The organism is Geminicoccus roseus DSM 18922, from assembly GCF_000427665.1.
Classification (GTDB): domain Bacteria; phylum Pseudomonadota; class Alphaproteobacteria; order Geminicoccales; family Geminicoccaceae; genus Geminicoccus; species Geminicoccus roseus.
The window spans coordinates 4529220-4551285 of the sequence record NZ_KE386572.1 but is presented as its reverse complement, the minus strand read 5'-3'; the positions used below and the strand labels follow the sequence as shown (position 1 = coordinate 4551285).

The window sequence follows — 22066 nt, the reverse complement described above, 5'->3', positions numbered from 1 at the left end:
GCCTGCGACGAGGAATCTCAAAGCGATGGATTTCCTGATCCATAACATGGCGCCGATCATGTTCGGGGCCCTGGTCGTGTTCCTGCTGCTGGGCTACCCGGTGGCGTTCGCGCTGGCGGCCAACGGCCTGTTGTTCGCGCTGATCGGCATCGAGCTCGGCCTGTTCCCGACCAACTTCCTGCAGGCGATGCCGGAGCGGATCTACGGCATCATCTACAACGACACGCTGCTGGCGATCCCGTTCTTCACCTTCATGGGCCTGATCCTGGAGCGATCCGGGATGGCGGAGGACCTGCTCGACACGATCGGGCAGCTGTTCGGGAAGATCCGCGGAGGCCTCGCCTATGCGGTGATCTTCGTGGGCGCCCTGCTGGCCGCCACCACCGGCGTGGTCGCGGCCTCGGTCATCTCCATGGGCCTGATCTCGCTCCCGATCATGCTGCGCTATGGCTATGACCGCCGGCTGGCCACGGGCGTGATCGCGGCATCGGGCACGCTGGCCCAGATCATCCCGCCCTCGCTGGTGCTGATCGTGATGGCCGACCAGCTTGGCCGCTCGGTAGGCGACATGTACACCGGCGCCTTCCTGCCCGGGATGATCCTCTCGAGCATGTATGCCGCCTACATCCTGATCATGACCCTCGTGGCGCCCAAGCAGGCCCCGGCCCTGCCGGATGAGGCGATGACGATCAAGGAGGCGGACGGCCGGCGCGGTACCCGCTCCCTGCTGGTCCTGCTCGTCGGTGTCGTCATCATCGGATACGTCGCCGACATCCTCCTGGCGCCGCATGTCCAGCAGGGTGCGGAGATCGTGGGCGTCGCGGTCGCCGTGGCGGTCGCCTACCTCGCGGCAGTCGCCGACTACTACCTGAAGCTCGGGCTGCTCTCGCGCCTGGCCAGCCAGGTCGTGTTCGTGATGATCCCGCCGCTGGCGCTGGTGTTCCTGGTGCTCGGCACGATCTTCCTGGGCATTGCTACCCCCACCGAGGGCGGCGCCATGGGGGCGTCGGGTGCGCTGGTCCTGGCGCTCGCCAAGCGGCGCCTGAGCTTCGGCCTGCTCCGGCAGGCCCTGGACTCCACCGCCAAGCTGTCGGCTTTCGTGGTGTTCATCCTGGTGGGCGCGCGCGTCTTCTCGCTGACCTTCTATGGGGTCGACGGGCACCGGTGGGTCGAGGAACTGCTGATCTCCGTCCCGGGCGGCGAGGTCGGGTTCCTGATCGTCGTCAACATCATGGTGTTCTTCCTGGCGTTCTTCCTCGACTTCTTCGAGCTGGCCTTCATCGTGGTGCCGTTGCTGGGCCCCGCAGCCGAGCATCTGGGCATCGACCTGATCTGGTTCGGGGTGATCCTGGCGGTGAACATGCAGACCAGCTTCATGCACCCGCCCTTCGGCTTCGCCCTGTTCTTCCTGCGTTCGGTGGCGCCGAAGACGGCTTACCTGGACAAGGTCACCGGCCGGCGCATGGAACCGGTGACCACCGGCCAGATCTACTGGGGCGCCGTTCCCTATGTCGGGATCCAGTGCCTGATGGTGGCGCTGGTGATCCTCTTCCCGAACATGGTGATGCACTACAAGGATGCCGGGACCGGGGTCGACCCGGAGAGCATCAACCAGCTCGACATCCCTGGCATCGACATCGCGCCGCCCGGAGACTTCGACTTCGGCACGCCGGAGGGGCTGGATGGTCTGGCGCCACCAGCGGACCTGGCCCCGCCCGCCGAGCTTGCTCCCCCGGCGGACCTTGCACCTCCAGCCGACCTGGTGCCACCGGCCGATCCGCAGCCGGCCCAGCCCTGATCAGGGCGTCCCGCCGCAGCGGGACCGGGTCGCAGGATCCAGCAACGAACAAGGGCCGGGCGGATCACTCCGCCCGGCCCTCTTTACATGCAATCCCTGAGGTGACGCTCAGCTCTTGGAGCGCGACCGGATCTGGAAGGTGTCGAAGGCGTACTCGGCCACCTGGAACCACAGATACTCGTCGTTCTTGAAGGCCATCATGTTGTCATGGATCTTCTTGAACGCCGGGTTGCTGGCGCTGGTCTCGGCGTAGACCTCCTGCGCCGCCTCCAGGGCGGCCTGCATGATCTCCTGGCTGTAGGGCCGCAGTTGCGCCCCGTTGGCGACCAGCCCCTTCAGCGCCCGTGGGTTGCGCGCATCATAGCGGGCCTGCGTCACCAGGTTCGCCGAAGCCGCGGCGTTCTTCAACGCCTCCTGGTAGGCGGGCGGCAGCTCGTTCCACTTCTCCTGGTTGATGAAGAAGTGCAGCATGGCGCCGCCTTCCCACCAGCCCGGGTAGTAGTAGAACTTGGCGACCTTGTAGAAGCCGAGCTTCTCGTCGTCATACGGGCCAACCCACTCGGCGGCGTCGATGGTGCCCTTCTCCAGCGCCGGATAGATGTCGCCGCCCGCGATCTGCTGCGGAACCACGCCCAGCTTGGACATCACCTGGCCGGCGAGCCCGGCGATGCGCATCTTCAGACCGTTCATGTCCTCGACGGTCTTGACCTCCTTGCTGAACCAGCCGCCCATCTGGCAGCCGGTGTTCCCGCCCGGGAAGCCCAGGAAATTGTACTGGGCATAGAACTCGTTCAGGAGGTCGATGCCGCCGGCGTCGTACATCCAGGCGTTCTGCTGACGGCTGTTGAGGCCGAACGGGACAGCCGTTCCGAAGGCGAAGGTCGGGTCCTTGCCGAAATAGTAGTAAGAGCAGGTGTGGCACATCTCGACGGTGCTGTTGGTCACCGCATCGGCCGCCTGCAGACCCGGCACGATCTCGCCGGCTGCGAACACCTGGACGCTGAACTTGCCGTCCGTCGCCGCCGAGAGCGATTCGGAGAACAGCTCTGCGGCGCCATAGATCGTATCGAGCGACTTGGGAAAGCTCGACGTCAGGCGCCACTTCACCTCAGGCGCGCTCTGCGCGATCGCCGGCTTGGGGAAGCTGGATGCGGCTGCCGCCAATCCCGCCGTGGCCAGTCCGGCCCCGGCCACGACGCCACGGCGTCTGATCTTCGTGGTCATAACTACCGTCCCTGAAGTGCGACTGCGCCGACTATTAGAGTAACGATCGGAGGTGGCAACCAGATCGCACCGGACGCCCGGAGAACGTCAGCTTCCCGACGGAGATACGGCCTGCCAAGCCCCGTATTCCTGGATCCGCAGGTGGATCAGCGTCTGGAACATCGCCAGCAGGATCGCGGGCATCCAGGCGGATGCGGCCCCGGCGAAGCGACCGGATCAGCGGCCGTCAGCCCGCCTCGACATGCACGTCCACGGCGCCCAGCGCCTCGATCTCGATCCGCGCCGTGAGCGGGCGGTCGAGCCAGAATACCGGGGTGATCGAGCCGAGCGTCACCAGGGTACCGGCCGGTACCGGCAGACCAAGCCGTGCCCGGCAATTGGCGAACCAGGCCAGGGCATCGAGCGGATGGCCGAGCAGCGCGTCGCTGGTGCCGCTCGCCACTTCCTGGCCGTCCAGGATCGTGCGCGCCCCCAGGCGATCCAGCCGCTCGATCGAGCCCGGTCCGCGCGAGCGCCCGACGACGCAGCCGGCGCCGAAGAAATTGTCGGCGGCCAGCGTCGCTGGGCCGACCGTCCGGAAGTCGGCGTAGCGGTCGTCCACCAGTTCCACGCATGCATGGATGCTCTCGATGGCGCCGGCGACCGAGGCGCGGTCGTGGCGGGCCTCGGTCGCGGTCAGATCCGCGCCGAGGACGACGGCGATCTCCGTCTCGATCCCAAGGCGCCGGAACCGGGAGAAGGGCACCTGCCCGTTCACGAACTGCACCGTGGAGGCGAACACTTCCCCGAACACCGGTTCGGACACCCCGAGATAGTCCCGCATGTAAGGACTGGTCGCCCCGATCTTGTAGGCCACCACTCGACCCAGATCCGGCACCAGCATGGCATTGGCCTTCTGGAGCACCTGATAGCCAGAGGCGATGTCGCCGGGTGCGATGCCTGGAAGTCCGGCCAGGACCGTCCGTTGGCGGCGTGCCTGCGCCACCTGCGTCGCCGCCGTCTCGATCACCATCTCGTCCATGCCCGACCTCCGCTGTGGGCATCTTCCTTCCTGCTCCTGGCGGGAGGAAGCAAGGGGGAGGATCGTTTCCATGCTGCCTAGCCCCATCAGATCATTGACTCATCATACCAGTGCCACCTAGCTTTACCGGCATTGGGTTGTCGATCGATCGGGGAAGGTGGGAGCAGATGACGTCCATCGCGTTGTTCGGTGCGGGCGGAAAAATGGGCATGCGCCTGGGGCGCAACCTGGTCGGGTCGCCCTACGACGTACGCCATGTCGAGGTGAGCGACGCCGGACGCGAGCGCCTGCGGACCGAGCTTGGCGTAGAAAGCGTTTCCGCCGACGCCGCCCTCCAGAATGCCGAGGTGGTGATCCTGGCGGTTCCCGACACGGCGATCGGCAAGGTCGCCGGCGGGATCATCGACAAGCTCGTCCCTGGCACGATCGTGATCATCCTGGATGCCGCGGCGCCGCATGCCGGGCACCTGCCCAAGCGGGACGACATCACCTATTTCGTCACCCATCCCTGCCACCCGCCTATCTTCAACGACGAGACCGATCCGGCCGCGAAGAAGGACCATTTCGGGGGCGTCGCCGCCAAGCAGCACATCGTGAGCGCCCTGATGCAGGGGCCCGAGGAGCACTACGCGGTCGGCGAGGCGGTCGCGAAGGTGATCTGGAAGCCGGTGATGCGCTCCCACCGGGTGACGGTCGAGCAGATGGCGATCCTGGAGCCCGGCCTGTCGGAGACGGTCTGCGCGACCCTCCTGGAGGTGATGCGCGAAGCCATGGACGAGGCCATTGCCCGCGGCGTGCCTGCCGAGGCTGCCCGTGACTTCCTGCTCGGCCACATGAATGTCCTGGGCTCGGTGATCTTCAAGGAGGTGGACGGCGTGTTCTCGGACGCCTGCAACAAGGCGATCGAGTTCGGCAAGCCGGTCCTGATGAAGGACGACTGGAAGCGGGTGTTCGAGCCAGACGAGATCATGGCGAGCATCCGCCGGATCACCTGATTCGGCCTTCCAGCAAAGAGCCAAGTCAGCAAAGAGCAATACTTGCGACCGGGGAGGTCTTTCATGACGTTCAAGAAGTTGCTGCTTTCCGCTGCGATGGCCGGCGCGCTGGTCGTCGGCGCCACGGGCTCGACCCTGGCGGCCGACCTGATCGCGATCATCACGCCGTCGCACGACAACCCGTTCTTCAAGGCCGAGGCCGACGGCGCCTCCGCCAAGGCCAAGGAGCTGGGCTACGAAACCCTGGTGCTGGTCCATGACGACGACGCCAACAAGCAGTCGCAGCTCATGGACACCGCGGTCGCGCGCGGCGCCAAAGCGATCATCCTGGACAATGCCGGCGCCGACGCCACCGTGGCCGCCGTGCAAAAGGCCAAGGACGCCGGCGTGCCGTCGTTCCTGATCGACCGTGAGATCAACGCCACGGGCGTGGCGGTGTCGCAGATCGTCTCCAACAACTACCAAGGCGCCCAGCTCGGCGGCGAGGAGTTCGTCCAGCTGATGGGCGAGGCCGGCAAGTATGTCGAGCTGGTCGGCAAGGAGTCCGACACCAATGCGGGCATCCGCTCGCAGGGCTATCACGACGTCATCGACCAGTACCCGGACATGGAGATGGTCGCGCAGCAGTCGGCGAACTGGAGCCAGACCGAGGCCTTCGAGAAGATGGAATCGATGCTGCAGGCTCACCCCGACATCAAGGGCGTGATCTCCGGCAACGACACCATGGCGATGGGCGCCTGGGCGGCGCTGGAAGCGGCCGGCCGGACCGACGTGATCGTGGTCGGCTTCGACGGCAGCAACGATGTCCGGGATTCCATCCTGAAGGGCGGCATCAAGGCCACCGTGCTGCAGCCGGCCTACCGCCAGGCCGAGCTCGCGGTCGAGCAGGCCGACCAGTACATCAAGACCGGCTCCACCGGCGTCGACGAGAAGCAGCTCATGGACTGCATCCTGATCAACGCCGACAACGCCGACAAGCTCGAGACCTTCGGCCTGAAGGACTGATCTCTCGACCCGGGGACGCGGGGGCGTGCCACCTGGCCGCCTCCGCGTCGCTTCGTTTCGGACCGCCTCAGTCAAGACCGGATAAGATGCGCACGTCCCTGCTGATGGTATCCGCCCTGGCGCTGGCCGGCAGCCTGCTTTCGGGCTGCCGGATCGAGCGGACAGGCGAGAGTTCCGCCGTCCCGGCCGACACTGGTGCTGGCGGCGCTGTCGCCATGGACCCGGTGGAGCGCGTGGCGTCCAGCTGGACCAGCGAGATCCTGCCCTATCTTCAGGGCAAGGCCGGCGAGTTTGAGGCGGTCCGGGCGCAGATGGAAGCCTCGCCCGACGAGGCTGGCCGGCAGCACGGCTACCGGCAGAAGGAAGAAGGAACGCCCTGGAACATCGTGGTCCGGGCGAGCGGCGAGATCGTCGAGGCCAACACGAAGTCGCGGGCGGCCACGGCGGGGGTCGACGTGGACGGCGACGGCCAGGTCGACCTGGTGGCGCAGATTGGTCCCGTGATCCGCGGCACCTCGATCCGCGACGTGCTGGACTTCGTCCGGTTCGAGGATTTCAGCAACCAGATCACCTATGCCAACTACGGCAAGGCGCTGAACAGCCGGGCCGACGAGGATGTCCTTTCCAAGCTGCCGCGCGAGGACCTGGTCGGGAAGAGAATGACGCTCCTGGGCGTCTTCACCGCCGCCAAGCCGGATGAGCCGCCGCTGGTGACGCCGGTGGAGGCGACGATCGAATGAGCGCGGTGGCACTCGAGGTCCGAGGCGTCAGCAAGGTCTATCCGGGGACGGTGGCGCTCAGGAACGCCGACTTCAGGGTCTACGAAGGCGCGGTCAACGTGCTGGTCGGCGAGAACGGCGCCGGCAAGTCGACGCTGATGAAGATCATCGCCGGCGTGGAGCAGCCGACCGAGGGGCAGGTCCTGGTCCGGGGCCAGGAGGTCCATCTGTCTAGCACCGACGACGCGGCCAGGCACGGCATCGGCATCGTCTTCCAGGAGCTCAACCTGTTCGGCAACCTGTCGGTCGCGGAGAACATCTTCGTTTCCCGCGAGATCACCCGGGCCGGGCATATCGACCATGCCGAGCAGGAGCGCCGCGCCGCTTCCATCCTCAAGCGCCTCGAGCACGACATCGATCCGCGCACGCCGGTCGAGGAACTCCGGGTCGGCGAGCAGCAGATCGTCGAGATCGCCAAGGCGCTGGCGCAGGATGCGCGGGTGCTGATCATGGACGAGCCGACCTCGGCGCTCAGCGCCGCCGAGGTGGAGATCCTGTTCCGGGTCATCGCCGACCTCAAGGCGCAGGGGGTCGCGATCGTCTACATCTCGCATCGGCTGGAGGAGCTGATCCGGATCGGCGACCACATCACCGTGCTGCGCGACGGCCGGATCACCGGCCACCGCACCATGGAGGATGTCGACATCCCCTGGATCGTCCGGCAGATGATCGGCCAGGACGCCAAGGATTTCGCCAAGACCGTCGGGCACGAGGTGATCGGGCGGGAGGTGTTCCGGGCCGAGGGGATCTGCCTGCCGCGCGCCACGGGCGGCTATGCGGTCGATCATGTCTCGCTGAAGCTGGATGCCGGTGAGATCATCGGGATCTACGGCCTGATGGGTGCGGGCCGCACCGAGTTCTTCGACTGCGTGATGGGCCGCCACCCGAACTCGGCGGGAACGATCTTCGTCGACGGCCAGCCGATCACCCGGCACGACGTGGCGACGCGCATCCGCCACGGCCTGGCCCTGATCCCCGAGGACCGCCAGCGCGAAGGCTTGGTTCCGATCCTGTCGATCGCCACCAACCTCACCCTGGCAAGCCTGCCCAAGTTCACGACCGGCTTCCACATCAGGCGCAACGCCGAGGACGGCGCCATCAGGCGCTTCGTCAAGGACCTGGCCATCAAGGTGGCCGACCCGTCCTTCGAGGTCTCATCCCTGTCCGGTGGCAACCAGCAGAAGGTGGTGATCGGCAAGGCGCTGATGACCGACCCCAAGGTCCTGCTGATGGACGAGCCGTCGCGCGGGATCGATGTCGGCGCCAAGGCGGACGTGTTCAAGACCATGCGCAAGCTCGCCGCCGACGGCCTGGGCATCCTGTTCGCGACCTCCGACCTCGAGGAGGTCATGGCACTGTCCGACAAGATCGCCGTGATGAGCAACGGCAAGCTGATCCAGATCTTCGACCGCAAGGACGCGACGGAAGAGGCGGTGATCGCCGCTTCCGCTCAAGGGCATGGCCTGTCCCATTCGCACGCGAGGCACTGATGGCCGCTTCCCCGACCGCACTCGCCCAGAAGCCCGACTCGTCGGGCAGCACGGTCCTGCTTCAGATCCTGAAGCTGCGCACGTTCATCGCGCTGTTCGCGGTGCTGATCTTCTTCACCGTGGCCGTGCCCAATTTCCTGGGCGCCGCGAACCTCGTGCTGATGAGCAAGCATGTCGCGATCAACGCGATCCTGGCGATCGGCATGACCTACGTGATCATCACCGGCGGCATCGACCTGTCGGTGGGATCCATCGTGGGCCTGGCCGGCATGGTCGCCGGCGGGCTGCTCCTGAACGGGCTGGACACCCAGCTCGGCTGGACCATCTACTTCAACGTCTATGAGATCGTGCTGATCACGCTGGGCCTTGGCGTGTTCATCGGCGCGGTCAACGGCATCCTGATCACCCGGCTGGGGGTGACGCCGTTCATCGCCACGCTCGGCACGCTCTACGTGACCCGGGGCCTCGCCCTGCTCTCGTCCGACGGCCGCACCTTCCCGAACCTGACCGGCAGCGAGGCCTACGGCACCAGCGGGTTCACCTGGATCGGCGCCGGCACCATCCTGGGCCTGCCGGTGCTGATCTGGATCCTGGTGGTGCTGGCGCTGGGCGCCGCCTACCTCGCCGCCAAGACCCCGCTCGGCCGCCACATCTATGCGGTGGGCGGCAACGAGCGCGCGGCCGGCCTTTCCGGCATCCGGGTCAACCGGGTGAAGATGTTCGTCTACATGTTCTCCGGCCTGTGCGCCGCGATCGTCGGGCTGGTGATCTCCAGCCAGCTGCAGGCCGCCCACCCGGCGACCGGCGAGACCTTCGAGATGAACGCCATCGCCGCCGCGGTGCTCGGCGGAACCTCGATGTCGGGCGGACGCGGCACCATCGGCGGCACCATCGTCGGCGCGTTCGTGATCGGCATCCTGTCGGACGGGCTGGTGATGATGGGCGTCAGCTCGTTCTGGCAGACGGTGATCAAGGGGCTGGTGATCATCGCCGCCGTGGTGGTCGATCAGGCACAACGCAGGCTGCAGGCACGCGCGGCGCTGACCCGCGTCGCCAAGGGGGCATGATGATCAAGGGTGGACTGATCGGCTGCGGGTTCTTTGCCCAGAACCAGCTCCACGCCTGGGCGGCGATCGAGGGGGTCGAGATCGTCGCGATCTGCGACCGGGACGAAGCCCGGCTGCAGGCATCCGGTGAGCGGTTCGGGATCGCCCGCCGCTACACCGACGCAGCGCGCATGCTGGAGAGCGAGGAGCTCGACTTCGTCGACATCGCCACCACCGCGCCCACCCATCGGCCCCTGGTCGAGCTGGCGGCGCGCCATGGCCTGGGGGTGATCTGCCAGAAGCCGTTCGCCGTGGAGATGGCCGACGCCGAGGCGATGGTGGCGGCCTGCGCTGCCGCCGGCGTGCCCCTGATGGTGCACGAGAACTTCCGATGGCAGGCGCCGATCCAGGCCGTCCGCCGGCTGATCGACGAGGGAACCATCGGCCAGCCCTTTTTCGGCCGGTTCTCCTTCCGCTCCGGCTTCGACGTGTTCAGCCGCCAGCCCTACCTGGCCGAGGGCGAGCGGTTCATCATCGAGGATCTGGGCATCCACACGCTGGACATCGCCCGGTTCGTGATGGGCGACGCCACCTCGCTGGCCTGCCGCATCCAGCGGGTCAACCCGGCGATCAGGGGCGAGGACGTGGCGACGATCCTGCTGGGGCATGGCGAGGCCAGCAGCGTGGTCGACTGCTCCTACGCAACTAGGCTGCCGGTCGAGCCTTTCCCCCAGACCATGGTCGAGGTCGACGGGACCACCGGCACCATCCGCCTGTCCGAGGGCTACCGGTTGACCGTCCACGGCCCGGGCGGCACCCGGGAGCTGGACGCATCCCCGGTCCTCCTGCCCTGGGCGGAGCGGCCCTGGCACAACATCCAGGAGAGCGTGCAGGCGATCCAGTCGCACTGGGTGGACTGCCTGCGTTCGGGTCGCGAGCCGCAGACTTCGGGACGGGACAACCTGAAGACGCTGCGGATGGTGGATGCAGCCTACCGGAGCGCCAGCACGGGCAGCGCGGTCGACCTTCGCGCCTGAGAGCATCTCGCCCATCGCTCGGGTTCGTTCGTGTAAACCCGGTGCGTCCGGGCAGCTTCCCGCGGCGCGCCGGCATGCGATTTCGCCCAAGGGCGATTCCACAGCCTCGGAAAACCTTCTACGATTTCGGGCGACGTCATCAGGGAGGCCGACGGTAGTGAGCGAATATCTCGTGCTCGACAGGAGCTTTGCGCATCTGACCAACAGCAATGCGCGGCTGAAAAAGCTCTGGACGGGCGCCGCCTGGGCGGAAGGCCCGGTGTTCTTCCGGGACGGCAACTATCTCCTGTTCTCGGACATTCCCAACGACCGAATCATGCGGTTCGTGCCGGACTTCTCCGGGCTGGAGGGCACCATGTCGGTGTACCGTCAGCCGGCGAACAACACCAACGGGCACACCCGCGACCTGCAAGGGCGGCTGCTCTCCTGCGAGCACGGCGCCCGCAGGGTCACGCGCACCGAGCTGGACGGGCGGATCACCGTCATCGCCGACAGCTACCAGGGCAAGAAGCTGAACTCGCCCAACGATGTGGTGGTGAAGTCGGACGGCACGATCTGGTTCACCGATCCATCCTACGGGATCCTGTCCGACCTGGAGGGCTGGAAGGCCGAGCCTGAGTATGGCGGCTGCTACGTGTTCCGCTTCGACCCGAAGGACGGCAGCCTGACCGTGGTCGCCGACGACTTCCTCAAGCCGAACGGCATCGCTTTCTCGCCCGATGAGAAGATCCTCTACGTCGCCGACACCGGCGCCTCGCATGAGCCGGATGGGCCCCGGCACATCCGCGCGTTCGACGTCACCAGCGACAACAAGCTGACCAATTCCCGGGTGTTCGCGGAATGCGACGCCGGCCTGTTTGATGGCTTCCGCCTCGACACCGAGGGCCGGATCTGGAGTTCCGCGGGCGACGGGGTGCACTGCTTCGCGCCGGACGGCCAGCTGCTCGGCAAGATCCTGGTGCCGGAGGTGGTGGCGAATGTCTGCTTCGGAGGCCTCAAGAAGAACCGCCTCTATATCTGCGGCACGACCTCCCTCTACGCCGTCCATGTGACGGTGACCGGGGCGCAGGTCCCTTGAGAGCGGCCATCCTGGTGGCGGGCCTGCTGGGCGGTCTCGCCCTCACGGCCTGCAGCGAGCGGATCAAGGGCATCGACCGGCATGTCCCGGCGTCCGGCTCGGCCGTCACCTATGACTGCGACAACGGCAAGTCGCTCCGGGCGACCTTCCAGGGCCAGGAGTCGGTGACGGTCGAGACCGAGGGTGAAGAGAAGCAGCTGCGGGGCGTCCTCTCGGAACAGGGCGCCAAGTACAAGACCGGGACGACGATCTTCCACGTGGAAGGCGACGCTGCCGAGTTCGTGGACGATGCCGGCACCATCCACTGCATCGTGCGGCCTGCCTGACCGGCCAAGCGCCACATCGCAGCCATAGCCAAGCTCGATGCCGTACGTGCGCCCGCCACGGGTCGCACGTACGGCCGCTGCTAGCCCCTGCCCCATTCTACGCCGGCACCTTGCAAGCTGGCTGTTGACGCCACTGGTATGACAGGTTCACAATCATGCCAAGCGGGGGCCAGGAAGGGATGACCATCCCCGATGCCGCCCGGCCGCAAACGATGTCCGCCAGCGACATCCGGGGAGGAACAACGGTGGCCAGCGAAGCGAGCACCGACGTCGCGGGTCGAGGGTCTGCCCGCGTCGACATGCCGATCAGGACACGCCGGCTGCATGAGGAAGTTGCGGCCAGGATCGAGGCGACCATCACCGCCGGCACACTCGGCCCCGGCGACAGCCTGCCTTCCGAGCGGGACCTGATGGCGCGCTACGGCGTTGGGCGGCCGGCCGTGCGCGAGGCGCTCCTTTCCCTGCAGCAGCGTGGCCTGATCGAGCGCCGCAACGGCGAACGGGCCAGGATCGCGACGCCCAGTGCTGCCGACGTGGTCTCGCAGATGACCCTGCCGGTCCGGCGGATGCTGGCCCAGCCGGACAATGTCCGACACTTCCAGGAAGCGCGCTCCCTGTTCGAGACGGGGATCGCCCGCCAGGCAGCGCTGCGGGCGACGCCTGAGCAGGTGGCGACCCTTGCGGCCGCCCTGGAAGCCAACCGCGAGCAGATCGGCGATCCGGTCGAATTCGCCCGCACTGACGTGGCCTTTCATCTCTGCCTCGCAGAGATCCCGGCGAACCCGATCTTTACGGCGCTGCACGAGGCCCTGGTCGGTTGGCTCACCGAGCAGCGCCGGGTCACCCTCACCAGCAGCAACGCCTTCAAGGTGGCCTATGCCGCGCATGAGCGGATCTACCAGGCGGTTGTCGCGCACGACCCCGACCGCGCCGCTCGGGAGATGGCGGACCACCTGGCCGAGGTGGCAGGCCTTTACTGGAATACGGACAAAAAAGGAAAGAAGCGATGAGCCAAGGACTGGTGGTCCTGGTGGACTTCCGGATAAGACCGGGAAGTGAGCAGGCATTCGCCGAACTGGTCGGCGCCAATGCCCGCGCCTCGGTCGCCGACGAGCCGGGATGCCGCCGCTTTGACGTCGCCACCTCTCCCGACCAGCCGGATAGGGTATTTCTGTACGAGATCTATGACGACCGGGCGGCGTTCGACCACCACGTCACCACGCCGCACTACATCCGGTTCAAGGAAGGCTCCGCGTCGATGGTGGCCAGTTCGACGGTCCATCTCCTGGACCTGAGCGAACATTGCAAGCCAAGCGCAGGAGCAGCCTGATGAGCGATCCCACCCTCCGGCAGATGTGCCAGAACCACGACCCGAAGTTCGGCCACTTCGTCGTCGAATTCGCCACGCCCGGGATCGGGCACATCCTCAAGAACGCCGGCTGCGACTTCGTGCTGTTCGACTGCGAGCATTCCGGCTTCGGCTTCGAGACGGTGAAGTCGGCGATCCGCTACCTGGAGGCGGCGCGGCTGCCCGCGATCGTGCGGGTGCCGTCCCGCGAGTACCAGCACATCGCCCGCGCCATGGACATGGGCGCGGAAGGCATCATGCTGCCGATGGTCTCGACCCCGGACGAGGCCCGCACCATCCTGGACGCGGTGAAGTACGTGCCCGAGGGCAAGCGCGGCGTGGCGCTGGGCATCGCCCATGACGCCTATCGCGGCGGCGACGTCCTGGCGAAGCTGGCGGCGCAGAACCAGCGCTCGGTGGTGTTCGCGCAGATCGAGACCAAGGAAGGCGTCGCCAATGCCGACGCGCTTGCCGCCATGGACGGGATCGACTGCCTGTGGGTGGGCCATTTCGACCTGTCCTGCTCGCTGGGCGAACCCGGCCAGTTCCAGAGCAAGACCTTCCTGGACGCGATCGACACGGTGGCCGCCGCCTGCCGCAAGCACGGCAAGCAGCTGGGTCGCCTGGTGCCCGATGTCGCGACCGGGGTCGAGTATCGCGCCAAAGGCTTCGAGTTCCTCTGCTATGCCGGCGACGTGTGGACCTATCAGGCTGCCGTGAAGGCGGGTATCGATGGGCTGCGCGCCGGCTGTGCGGACGTGGCGCCGGCGGCTCCCGAGAAGCCGGCGAAGAAAAAGAAGAAGGGCAAGTGACGATGGCCGACAAGTTCAGGGTGGCGCTCTCCTCCGACTTCCGCAAGCCGGATGGCTCGCCCACCTATCCCTCCTTCGATCTCTCCCCGCTGCTCTCCGATCCCCGGATCGAGGTCGGCTATGTCGATCCGGTCGACGGCGTGATGCCGGCCGAGGGGCTGGAGGGCTATGACGTCCTGATCCTGCTGGTGCCGAAATTCACCGGCGCCAGCGTGCCCAAGGACGGCCGCCTGGCGGCGGTATGCCGGTTCGGCGTGGGCTACGACAGCGTCGACGTGCCGGCCTGCACCGCCAACGGCATTGCCCTGGTGATCACCCCGGACGGGATCCGCCGGCCAGTGGCGGTCTCGATCGTCACCTTCGTGCTGGCGCTCTCGCAAAAGCTCCTGATCAAGGACCGGATGACCCGCGAGGACCGCTGGAACGACCGCTCGGCCCACATGGGCATGGGCATTGTCGGGCGGACCTTCGGCCAGCTCGGCATCGGCAATATCGGGGCGGAGGCGCTGCGGCTGCTCAAGCCGTTCGAGATGAAGACGATCGCCCACGACCCCTATGCCGACCCGGCGGTGGCGAAGGAGCTGGGCGTCGAGCTGGTGGGCTTCGACGAGCTGTTCCAGCGCTCGGACTACCTGTCGGTGTCGGTGCCGCTGTCGGAGGCGACCCATCACATCGTCAACGAGCAGGCGCTGAAGCTGATGAAGCCCACCGCCTACCTGATCAACACCTCGCGCGGGCCAACCGTCGACCAGAAGGCGCTCTACCGGGCGCTCACGGACGGCACCATCGCCGGCGCCGGGCTGGACGTGTTCGAGGTCGAGCCGGTGCCGGCGGACGAGCCGATCCTCAAGCTCGACAACGTGATCGTGTCGCCGCACGCGCTGTGCTGGACCGACCAGTGCTTCGCCGGCAATGGCGCCGGCGACGTGGCGGGCGCGCTTGCGGTGCTGAACGGCGAAAGCCCCAGGGGCGTGGTCAACCGGGAAGTCCTGGACGACCCGCGCTTCAAGGAAAAGCTCGCCAAGGCCAAGTCATCGTTCGCTTGAGGTCAACGAGCCGGCCCGCAACGACGGGCCGGCGAACTTCGGGGAGGTACAAGAACATGATGCAGCGACGCAGATTCCTGGAAGCCACCGCGATGGCCAGCGCGCTGGCGGCGATCGCCCGGCCGTCCTTCGCCGCCGCCGAATCGGCGGCGAAGGCGGCGGTCGAGGCGGCCAAGCAGTACGCCGGCACCGAGATCTCGATCGTCTGGGAGGCGGGCCTGCAGGCGCTGGATCCGCTGAACTTCAGCGGGCCGCTCTGGGAGAAGGAGACCGGGATCAAGGTCAAGGTCGTGGAGGTGCCCACCTCCGAGATGTTCACCAAGATCCTCCAGGAGCACCGTGCCGGCACCGGCGCCTATGATGCGCTGAACGTGATCCCGGCCTGGATGCCGGACCTGGTGCGGGCGGGCGCCCTGGAGCCGCTCGACGCCTATGTCGACAAGTACAACTATCGCGACGAGCTGCAGGACATCGCCCCGGTCTACCGGGACAACCAGATGACGGTGAACGGGGAGATCTACGGCTTCCCGGACGACGGCGACGTCTTCATCATGTACTACCGGACCGACATCCTGGGCGACCCGGAGATCCAGGCGGCCTACAAGGACAAGTACGGTTCCGACCTGCCGGTACCGCCCAAGACCTGGGAGGAATTCGACCAGGTCGGCGCGTTGATCACCGAGGTGACCGGCGGCAAGCCCTATGGCGCTGCGTTCATCCGCGACCCGGCCCAGGGCCAGTTCATGTTCCAGGAGCGCTTTCGCAACGAGGGCGGCGTGTTCTTCGACGCCGACACCATGAAGGCGCAGGTGAACTCGCCGGCCGGGGTCAAGGTATTCTCGGACTGGGTGGCGGAGAACAAGTGGATGCCGCCGGGCGTGGAGACGTTCGGGTTCGTCGAGAACCTGGCGGCGTTCCTGCAGGGTGACACCGCCATGACCCTCTCCTGGCCGCCCTACGGGCGCTGGGCGGCGGGCTACGGCACCGACGAGGCGGCGCTGAACTGGGTGCCGAAGAGCACGATCGCCGGCAAGGTCGGCTACGCGGTCACCCCGGGTGGCCATCCCGAACTGGCCGCAGGCTTCGCCCTGTCGATCTCGGCCTCCTCGCAGAACAAGGACGCCGCCTACCTCTTCATCCAGTGGCTGAACTCGCGCGACATCTCGGTCCAGCGTGTCCAGCTCCCCTTCGCGCTGCGCGACCCGTTCCGCGACGGTCACTTCACCAGCGAGGAATACAAGAGCCGCTGGCCAGAGGCGCCGCAATACCTGGCGGCGCTGCAGGAGGCAGCCAACACCGGCCTGCTCGACCTGTCGATCCTGCAGACCGACCGCTACGAGGAGTCGATCCGCCAGGGCATCTCGCGGCTCTGGTCGGGCGAGGACCCGCAGGCGATCCTGGACGACGTCGCGGCGCAGTGGGACGCCACCACCGAGCGCGTCGGCCTGGACAAGCAGAAGGCGGCCTACCAGGACTGGGCGTCCAAGCCCAACGCCTACCCGCCCAAGAGCTGAGGTGACGGACGCCGCCTGGCCCGCTCGGCCAGGCGGCGTCGCTCCCATCGGCCGCGCCAGCTCGGATCCTTCATGAAGCAGCCTTTGGCCAGCCTCGCGGCCCTGACGCTCGCCTACATCCTCAGCCAGTTCTTCCGCACCTCGCTCGCGGTGATCGCGCCCGAGATCTCGCGCGACCTGGACCTGACCACCCAGGACCTGGGCTTCTTGTCCAGCGTCTGGTTCGTCGCGTTCGCGATCATGCAGATCCCGGTCGGCATCGCGCTGGACAAGTACGGCATCCGCCGGCTCGTCGCCCCCATGGTGCTGGTCGCGGCCGTGGGCGCAATCCTCCTGGCACTGGCGCCCAACCTCGAGGTCGGCATCCTGGCCCAGGCAGTGATTGGGTTTGGCTGCGCGCCCGTCTACATGGGCACGCTGGTGCTGCTGACCCGCTGGTACGATCCCGCGCAGTTCGCCAGCCTGGCGTCGGTGGTGCTGGCGCTGGGCAGCCTCGGCAACCTGATGGGCACAGCACCCCTGGCCTGGCTGTCCGGCCTGCTCGGCTGGCGGATGGCGCTGGTGGTGGTGGCGGCGGTGGTGGCGCTCTCCGCGCTCCTGGTCTTCCTGTTCGTCCGGGACACACGTGACGGCGGCCCCGCGCCGGCTTCGGGCGAGCACCCGCTGCGCGCGCTGATCGGCACCTTCCAGGTCGCGCGCAATCCGGACCTATGGCCGCTGATCCCGATGGCGCTGATCGGCTACGGGGTGATGATCACCGTGCGCGGGCTGTGGGGCGGGCCCTATCTGGCCGACATCTTCCAGCTGGACGCAGTCGAGCGCGGCAACGTGCTCCTGCTGATGTCGCTCGGCATGATCGGCGGGCCGCTCCTCTATGCCTGGATCGAGCGGCGCACCGACCGGCGCAAGCTGCCGATCCTGCTGGGCTCCTGCATCACGCTCGCCGCTCTCGCCACCCTCACGCTCGCCCAGAACCTGGTGGTGGCCACCTTGGCGCTGGTGCTGATCGGCTGCTTTGGCAGCGTGTTCAACATGGTGATGGCGCAGGGCCGCCGGTTCTTCCGGCCGCACGAGATGGGCCGCGGTCTGACCCTGCTGAACGGCGCCTGCTTTGGCGGCGCCGCTCTCCTGCAGGCGGTCACCGGCCAGGTCGCCGCGGGCGTGGCAGCGCCGGTCTGGACCCCGGTTTTCCTCAGCCTGGCCGGGCTCCTGGCCCTCGCCATGGCGTTCCTTGCCTTCAGTCGCGACCGCCGGCTCTCGGAGCTCCGATGACCACCCATCCTCCCGTCCACCGCCACGACCGGCGGTTCGGCTATGCGATGATTACCCCGGCAGTGGTGGTGATCCTGTTCATCGGCCTGTTCCCGCTGGTCTGGACGCTGCTGGTCAGCGTGCAGAACATCTCGCTGATCGACGAGGACACGAGCTTCCAGGGCCTGATGAACTACCGGCGGCTCCTGTTCGACCAGAGATTCTGGGAGGCGCTGGGCCATACCCTCCTGTTCACCGGGATCGCTCTGCCCCTGGAACTGCTGCTGGGCCTCCTGCTGGCGCTCCTGTTCCTGGACCACCTGCCGGGCCGGCAGATCTTCGTGGCGCTCCTGGTCATGCCGACGGTGATCTCGCCGATCGTGGCGGGTGCGGCCTGGCGGCTGCTGTTCGACAACCGGTTCGGCCCGATCAACCAGGTTATCTCCTGGTTCGCCGGCGAGCCGGTGACGATCCTCTGGCTGAACGACCCGAACTTCGTCTACGCGGCGATCTTGATCGCCGAGGTCTGGCAGTGGACGCCGTTCATGTTCCTCCTGCTGTTCGCCTCGCTCACCAATGTCGACCCATCGTTGGGTGAGGCGGCGCGCATCGACGGCGCCGGCTTCTGGCGGATCCTGTGGTCGATCACCCTGCCGGTGATCCGGCCGGTGATCGTGATCGCGCTCCTGATCCGCGGCCTCGACCTGTTCCGGCTGTTCGACGTGGTCTGGGCGCTCACCAAGGGCGGACCCGGCACCCGCACCGAGACCATCTCGATCTACGCCTACGTCCAGGGCTTCCAGCAGTTCGAGACCAGCTACACCGCGGCCATGGCTTTCGTGATCATCGTGATCCTGTCGATCCTGGTGATCGCGGCGCTCAAGCGCGTGGAGATCGCCCGATGAAGACCACGATCCGCTTCGTCGCCGCGGTCCTGGTGACGGTTCTGTTCCTGTTCCCGATCTACTGGCTGTTCACGATCTCCTTCAAGACGCCGGACGAGATCTTCAGCTACCCGCCGGTCTGGTGGCCGGAGAACCTTCAGTCCTCCAACTACACCGTCCTGTTCCGCGACGGCGACGTGCTGACCATCTGGAACAGCCTGGTGGTGGCGTCGGTCTCCACGGTGGCGGCGATGCTGATCGGCACCATGTGCGCCTATGCGATCGCCCGATTCCGCACCGGCGGTGAGCACTTCTCGATCTGGGTGCTCTCGCAGCGCATGGTCCCGCCGATCGTGGTCGTGTTCCCGATCTTCCTGCTCTACGTGCAGCTGGGCCTAGTCGACACCTATCTGGGGCTGATCATCCTCTACACCGCCTTCAACCTGCCCTACGTGGTCTGGATGATGCGCGGCTACCTGCAGGAGATCCCGCGCGAGATCGAGGAATCCGCGCTGGTGGACGGCTGCTCGCGCCTGCAGGTGTTCACCAAGATCGTGCTGCCGCTGGCGCGCACCGGCCTGTTCGCCACCGCCGTGTTCACCTTCGTGTTCGCCTGGAACGAGTTCCTGTTCGCCCTGGTGCTGACCCGCTCCGCGATCACCACGTTCCCGGTGCAAGTCACCCATTATTTCGGCGGGCAGTCCAACTTCTGGGCGAAGATCTCGGCCATGAGCGTGCTGGGCACCGTGCCCATCTTCCTGGCCGTGGCATTCCTGCAGCGTTATCTGGTCCGTGGCATCTCGCTGGGTGCCGTCAAGGGTTGAGGGGGGAAGCCAGAAGATGAGCAGCAGCACCGCAAGCCGGGCGATCGCCCTGTTCGGGACCGAGGAGAAGGTCGATCCGCCCCGGATCCTGCGGGCAGGCCCGCTCACCTGCGCGTTCGAGGCCGGCAACCTGCGCTACATCCAGCTGGGCGGGCGGGAGGCCATCCGGGCGATCTCGATGATCGTGCGCGACCGCAACTGGGGAACCTATGCGCCGGAGATCCGCGATCTCGTGGTCAACGAAGGTGCTGACGGCTTCAGCGTGCGCTACCGGGCCGTCTGCTCCGACGGCGAGCAGAGCTTTGCCTACCAAGCCGAGATCGACGGCCGCGCCGACGGGTCCCTCGTGTTCGCCGCCCGCGGCGAGGCGCTGACGGACTTCGTGACCAACCGGGCCGGGTTCGTGGTGCTGCACGGCGTGGAGGGGATCGTCGGCCAGCCGGTCGAGGTCGAGCATGTGGACGGGAGCACGGAGCAAAGCCGGTTCCCGGAGCTCATCGACCCGGTCCAGCCGTTCAAGGACATCCGGGCCCTGACCCACGAGGTCTTTCCGGGCGTGCGCGTGACCTGCCGCATGGAAGGCGACGCGTACGAGATGGAGGACCAGCGCAACTGGATGGATGCCTCCTACAAGACCTATATCCGTCCCCTGGCCCTGCCCTGGCCCTACACGCTCGCCAAGGGCGACGTCCTGGACCTGAAGGTGTCGCTCGCCGTCGAGGGGAGCCTGCCCGAGCCGGCCGATGCGCAGAATGCTGGCGAGATCGAGGTCGAGATCGGCGCCGAGGTGGTCGGCACCATGCCGAAGCTGGCCCTGGTGGTGCCGGCGCATCTGGCTGCCCTGGCGCTGGATCATGCCGATATCCTGAGAAAGGCGCCGTTCCCGGTGCATGCCTTCTCGCTCCTGGACGGTGTCACCATCGGCTCCCTCGACACCACCGTGCGCCAGCTCGAAGCGTTTGGGGCGCTGGGTGGCGACGAGGTCGAGCGGCTGCTGGAAGCGGTGCTGCCATGCCGTGACGCGCAGGGGGTACCGACCGACGACCCGACCACCCTTGCCCGCGACCTCGACCTCCTGGCGATTGCCGTGCGTCGATCCGGCGTGACCTTCCAGCGGATCGCCCTGTCCCCGGCCTGCGACCTGAAATCGACGACCCCGGGCGGGACCTGGCCAAAGGCCCCATCCTTCGAGGCGATCGCCGCAGGTGGCCGGGCGGCCTTTCCGACCAGCCAGATCGGCGGGGGGTTCTATGGCAGCTTCACCGAACTGAACCGCAAGCGCCCGCCCGAGGGCCTGTTCGACTTCGCCGGCCACGCGATCTTCCCGACAGTTCATGCCGCCGATGACGTCTCGGCCACCGAGGGCCTGGAAGCCCTGCCCTCGATCCTGGAATCCGCCCGAGCCATCCTCGGCGGCGAGTTGCCCTACATCCTCTATCCCACCGCCCTCTCGATGCGGCACAACCCCTACGGAGCGGCTCCCGCCGAGAACCCGCGCCAGGGGCGGGTCGCGATGGCGCGGGTCGATCCGCGCGAACGCGGGGTGTTTGCGGCCGCCTGGTATGCCGGGCTGATGGCCGGGGCGGCGGCACATGGCCTGGACACGCTGTGCCTGGCAGCCGCGGTCGGCCCGTCCGGCATCGCCCTGACGCGCCAGCCCCATCCGCAGCCCTGGGTCGAGGAGGCGGATGCGCCGGTGGTCCCGTCCTGGCATGTGCTGGCCGGCCACGCCGCGCTGGCGGGCGGAAAGGTGCGGGCAGCCCACAGCAGCGTGCCGCGGGCCGTGCAGGCCCTGGCCGTGGAGAAGGACGGCCTGCATGCGGTCTGGCTCTGCAACCTGACCCAGGAAGAGCAGGTGGTGCGGCTGCACGGAATGGCCGGCGGCGAGGTCGCCGTGCTGGGGGCAGCGCAGTTCGAACAGGCGTGCCAGGACCCGGACCTGCTGGCCCGGGCCCGGACGCCCGTGGAAAACAACACGATCCGGCTGGACGCCTACGCCGTCAGCCGGATCGAGATCAGACGCTGAGGCGGCGGGCGTTGGCGACGGCGCGACGCCGGAACGGCGTCTGCATCGCCGCCGACGCCTGCTCCATCACCCGGCGCAGGTCGTCCATGAGCTGGTGATCGGCCCGGTTCGCCGCCTGCGGGTGGAACGCGAACGCGCGCGACCACCACCAGCGCTGCCATGCCGCCGACCAGGCCGGCATCGCGGCCACGGCCTTCATGCCCGCCTCGCCCATCGCGCTCATCTTCTCGGTGACCATCAGCATGGTCTCGGGATCGGCGGCGACCTTGTGCGGGTCGGCGGCCATGCGCGCCACCCTCGCCCCGATCGTGGTGCCGGACGCGGTCAGCATCGTCATCAAATTGTTGAAGGCCCGGATCTGTCCAGACATCGTGCATCATCCTCCACGGTCGTAGCCGACAACTGGACCATCGGTGGGACGAACACAGCCCCACGCGAGCAAAGAACCGGAGTGTGATCAGGATACCAGCATTGCAGATTATGCATGGATGATCCTTCACTTGCTTCATCTCCACACCAAGATTACCCGACAATTGCAGGGTCATGGATCGGGCGGCGCGGA

General features: G+C 67.2%; 21 protein-coding genes. 18 read left to right on the top strand and 3 right to left on the bottom strand.

Translation table 11 applies throughout. From position 1 onward, the window contains the following. Positions 1-25 precede the first annotated feature (25 nt). On the top strand, positions 26-1798 hold the full coding sequence (locus GEMRO_RS31275; RefSeq protein WP_084507401.1) for a TRAP transporter large permease: 1773 nt from the start codon (positions 26-28) through the stop codon (positions 1796-1798). Positions 1799-1906: 108 nt separating this feature from the next. Here GEMRO_RS31275 and GEMRO_RS0122495 read toward each other — a convergent pair whose 3' ends face one another. Continuing rightward, positions 1907-3022: a TRAP transporter substrate-binding protein gene (locus GEMRO_RS0122495; protein ID WP_157505703.1), complete on the bottom strand. Its 1116-nt coding sequence runs from the start codon at positions 3020-3022 to the stop codon at positions 1907-1909. A gap of 226 nt (positions 3023-3248) precedes the next feature. Further along, positions 3249-4043: a 2-keto-4-pentenoate hydratase gene (locus GEMRO_RS0122485; protein ID WP_027135807.1), complete on the bottom strand. Its 795-nt coding sequence runs from the start codon at positions 4041-4043 to the stop codon at positions 3249-3251. 167 nt (positions 4044-4210) lie between these two features. Between GEMRO_RS0122485 and GEMRO_RS0122480 the strand changes: the two genes are divergently transcribed. From GEMRO_RS0122480 to GEMRO_RS31250, 17 genes are all read left to right on the top strand, one after another. Further along, positions 4211-5038, top strand: a complete 828-nt coding sequence (locus GEMRO_RS0122480) for a phosphogluconate dehydrogenase C-terminal domain-containing protein (RefSeq protein WP_027135806.1) — start codon at positions 4211-4213, stop codon at positions 5036-5038. A gap of 63 nt (positions 5039-5101) precedes the next feature. Continuing rightward, a complete protein-coding gene (locus GEMRO_RS0122475) occupies positions 5102-6043 on the top strand; it encodes a D-ribose ABC transporter substrate-binding protein (protein WP_027135805.1) in 942 nt (313 codons plus the stop codon). Between the two features lie 86 nt (positions 6044-6129). After that, a complete protein-coding gene (locus tag GEMRO_RS0122470) occupies positions 6130-6783 on the top strand; it encodes a DUF2291 family protein (RefSeq protein WP_027135804.1) in 654 nt (217 codons plus the stop codon). Beyond that, complete coding sequence (locus GEMRO_RS0122465; RefSeq protein ID WP_027135803.1) at positions 6780-8312, top strand: sugar ABC transporter ATP-binding protein; 1533 nt, start codon at positions 6780-6782, stop codon at positions 8310-8312. The genes GEMRO_RS0122470 and GEMRO_RS0122465 overlap by 4 nt, the downstream gene beginning before the upstream one ends. Then, positions 8309-9379, top strand: a complete 1071-nt coding sequence (locus tag GEMRO_RS0122460; protein ID WP_027135802.1) for an ABC transporter permease — start codon at positions 8309-8311, stop codon at positions 9377-9379. The genes GEMRO_RS0122465 and GEMRO_RS0122460 overlap by 4 nt, the downstream gene beginning before the upstream one ends. Beyond that, complete coding sequence (locus GEMRO_RS0122455; RefSeq protein ID WP_027135801.1) at positions 9376-10395, top strand: Gfo/Idh/MocA family protein; 1020 nt, start codon at positions 9376-9378, stop codon at positions 10393-10395. Before GEMRO_RS0122460 ends, GEMRO_RS0122455 begins: the two co-directional genes overlap by 4 nt. Before the next feature lie 157 nt (positions 10396-10552). Beyond that, positions 10553-11473: an SMP-30/gluconolactonase/LRE family protein gene (locus GEMRO_RS0122450; RefSeq protein WP_027135800.1), complete on the top strand. Its 921-nt coding sequence runs from the start codon at positions 10553-10555 to the stop codon at positions 11471-11473. Then, positions 11470-11799: an MliC family protein gene (locus GEMRO_RS0122445; RefSeq protein WP_027135799.1), complete on the top strand. Its 330-nt coding sequence runs from the start codon at positions 11470-11472 to the stop codon at positions 11797-11799. Before GEMRO_RS0122450 ends, GEMRO_RS0122445 begins: the two co-directional genes overlap by 4 nt. A gap of 245 nt (positions 11800-12044) precedes the next feature. Further along, on the top strand, positions 12045-12809 hold the full coding sequence (gene nanR, locus GEMRO_RS0122440) for a transcriptional regulator NanR (protein WP_027135798.1): 765 nt from the start codon (positions 12045-12047) through the stop codon (positions 12807-12809). After that, on the top strand, positions 12806-13129 hold the full coding sequence (locus GEMRO_RS31270; protein WP_051329373.1) for a putative quinol monooxygenase: 324 nt from the start codon (positions 12806-12808) through the stop codon (positions 13127-13129). Before nanR ends, GEMRO_RS31270 begins: the two co-directional genes overlap by 4 nt. Beyond that, on the top strand, positions 13129-13959 hold the full coding sequence (locus GEMRO_RS31265; RefSeq protein ID WP_051329372.1) for an HpcH/HpaI aldolase family protein: 831 nt from the start codon (positions 13129-13131) through the stop codon (positions 13957-13959). Before GEMRO_RS31270 ends, GEMRO_RS31265 begins: the two co-directional genes overlap by 1 nt. A 2-nt stretch (positions 13960-13961) precedes the next feature. Then, complete coding sequence (locus tag GEMRO_RS31260) at positions 13962-15005, top strand: NAD(P)-dependent oxidoreductase (protein WP_035485834.1); 1044 nt, start codon at positions 13962-13964, stop codon at positions 15003-15005. Between the two features lie 56 nt (positions 15006-15061). After that, a complete protein-coding gene (locus GEMRO_RS0122420; RefSeq protein ID WP_027135797.1) occupies positions 15062-16519 on the top strand; it encodes an ABC transporter substrate-binding protein in 1458 nt (485 codons plus the stop codon). A 72-nt stretch (positions 16520-16591) separates the two neighbouring features. After that, the gene (locus tag GEMRO_RS0122415) at positions 16592-17791 is read left to right on the top strand and encodes an MFS transporter (RefSeq protein WP_035485830.1); all 1200 of its coding nucleotides are present in this window, start codon (positions 16592-16594) and stop codon (positions 17789-17791) included. Beyond that, positions 17788-18675: a carbohydrate ABC transporter permease gene (locus GEMRO_RS31255; protein ID WP_051329371.1), complete on the top strand. Its 888-nt coding sequence runs from the start codon at positions 17788-17790 to the stop codon at positions 18673-18675. The genes GEMRO_RS0122415 and GEMRO_RS31255 overlap by 4 nt, the downstream gene beginning before the upstream one ends. Beyond that, on the top strand, positions 18672-19478 hold the full coding sequence (locus GEMRO_RS0122405) for a carbohydrate ABC transporter permease (protein ID WP_027135795.1): 807 nt from the start codon (positions 18672-18674) through the stop codon (positions 19476-19478). The genes GEMRO_RS31255 and GEMRO_RS0122405 overlap by 4 nt, the downstream gene beginning before the upstream one ends. A gap of 16 nt (positions 19479-19494) precedes the next feature. After that, positions 19495-21504, top strand: a complete 2010-nt coding sequence (locus tag GEMRO_RS31250; protein ID WP_051329370.1) for a hypothetical protein — start codon at positions 19495-19497, stop codon at positions 21502-21504. On the opposite strand, the gene GEMRO_RS0122395 is transcribed toward GEMRO_RS31250, so the two are convergent. After that, positions 21494-21874: a hypothetical protein gene (locus GEMRO_RS0122395; RefSeq protein WP_027135794.1), complete on the bottom strand. Its 381-nt coding sequence runs from the start codon at positions 21872-21874 to the stop codon at positions 21494-21496. The genes GEMRO_RS31250 and GEMRO_RS0122395 overlap by 11 nt on opposite strands. Between the last annotated feature and the right edge of the window lie 192 nt (positions 21875-22066).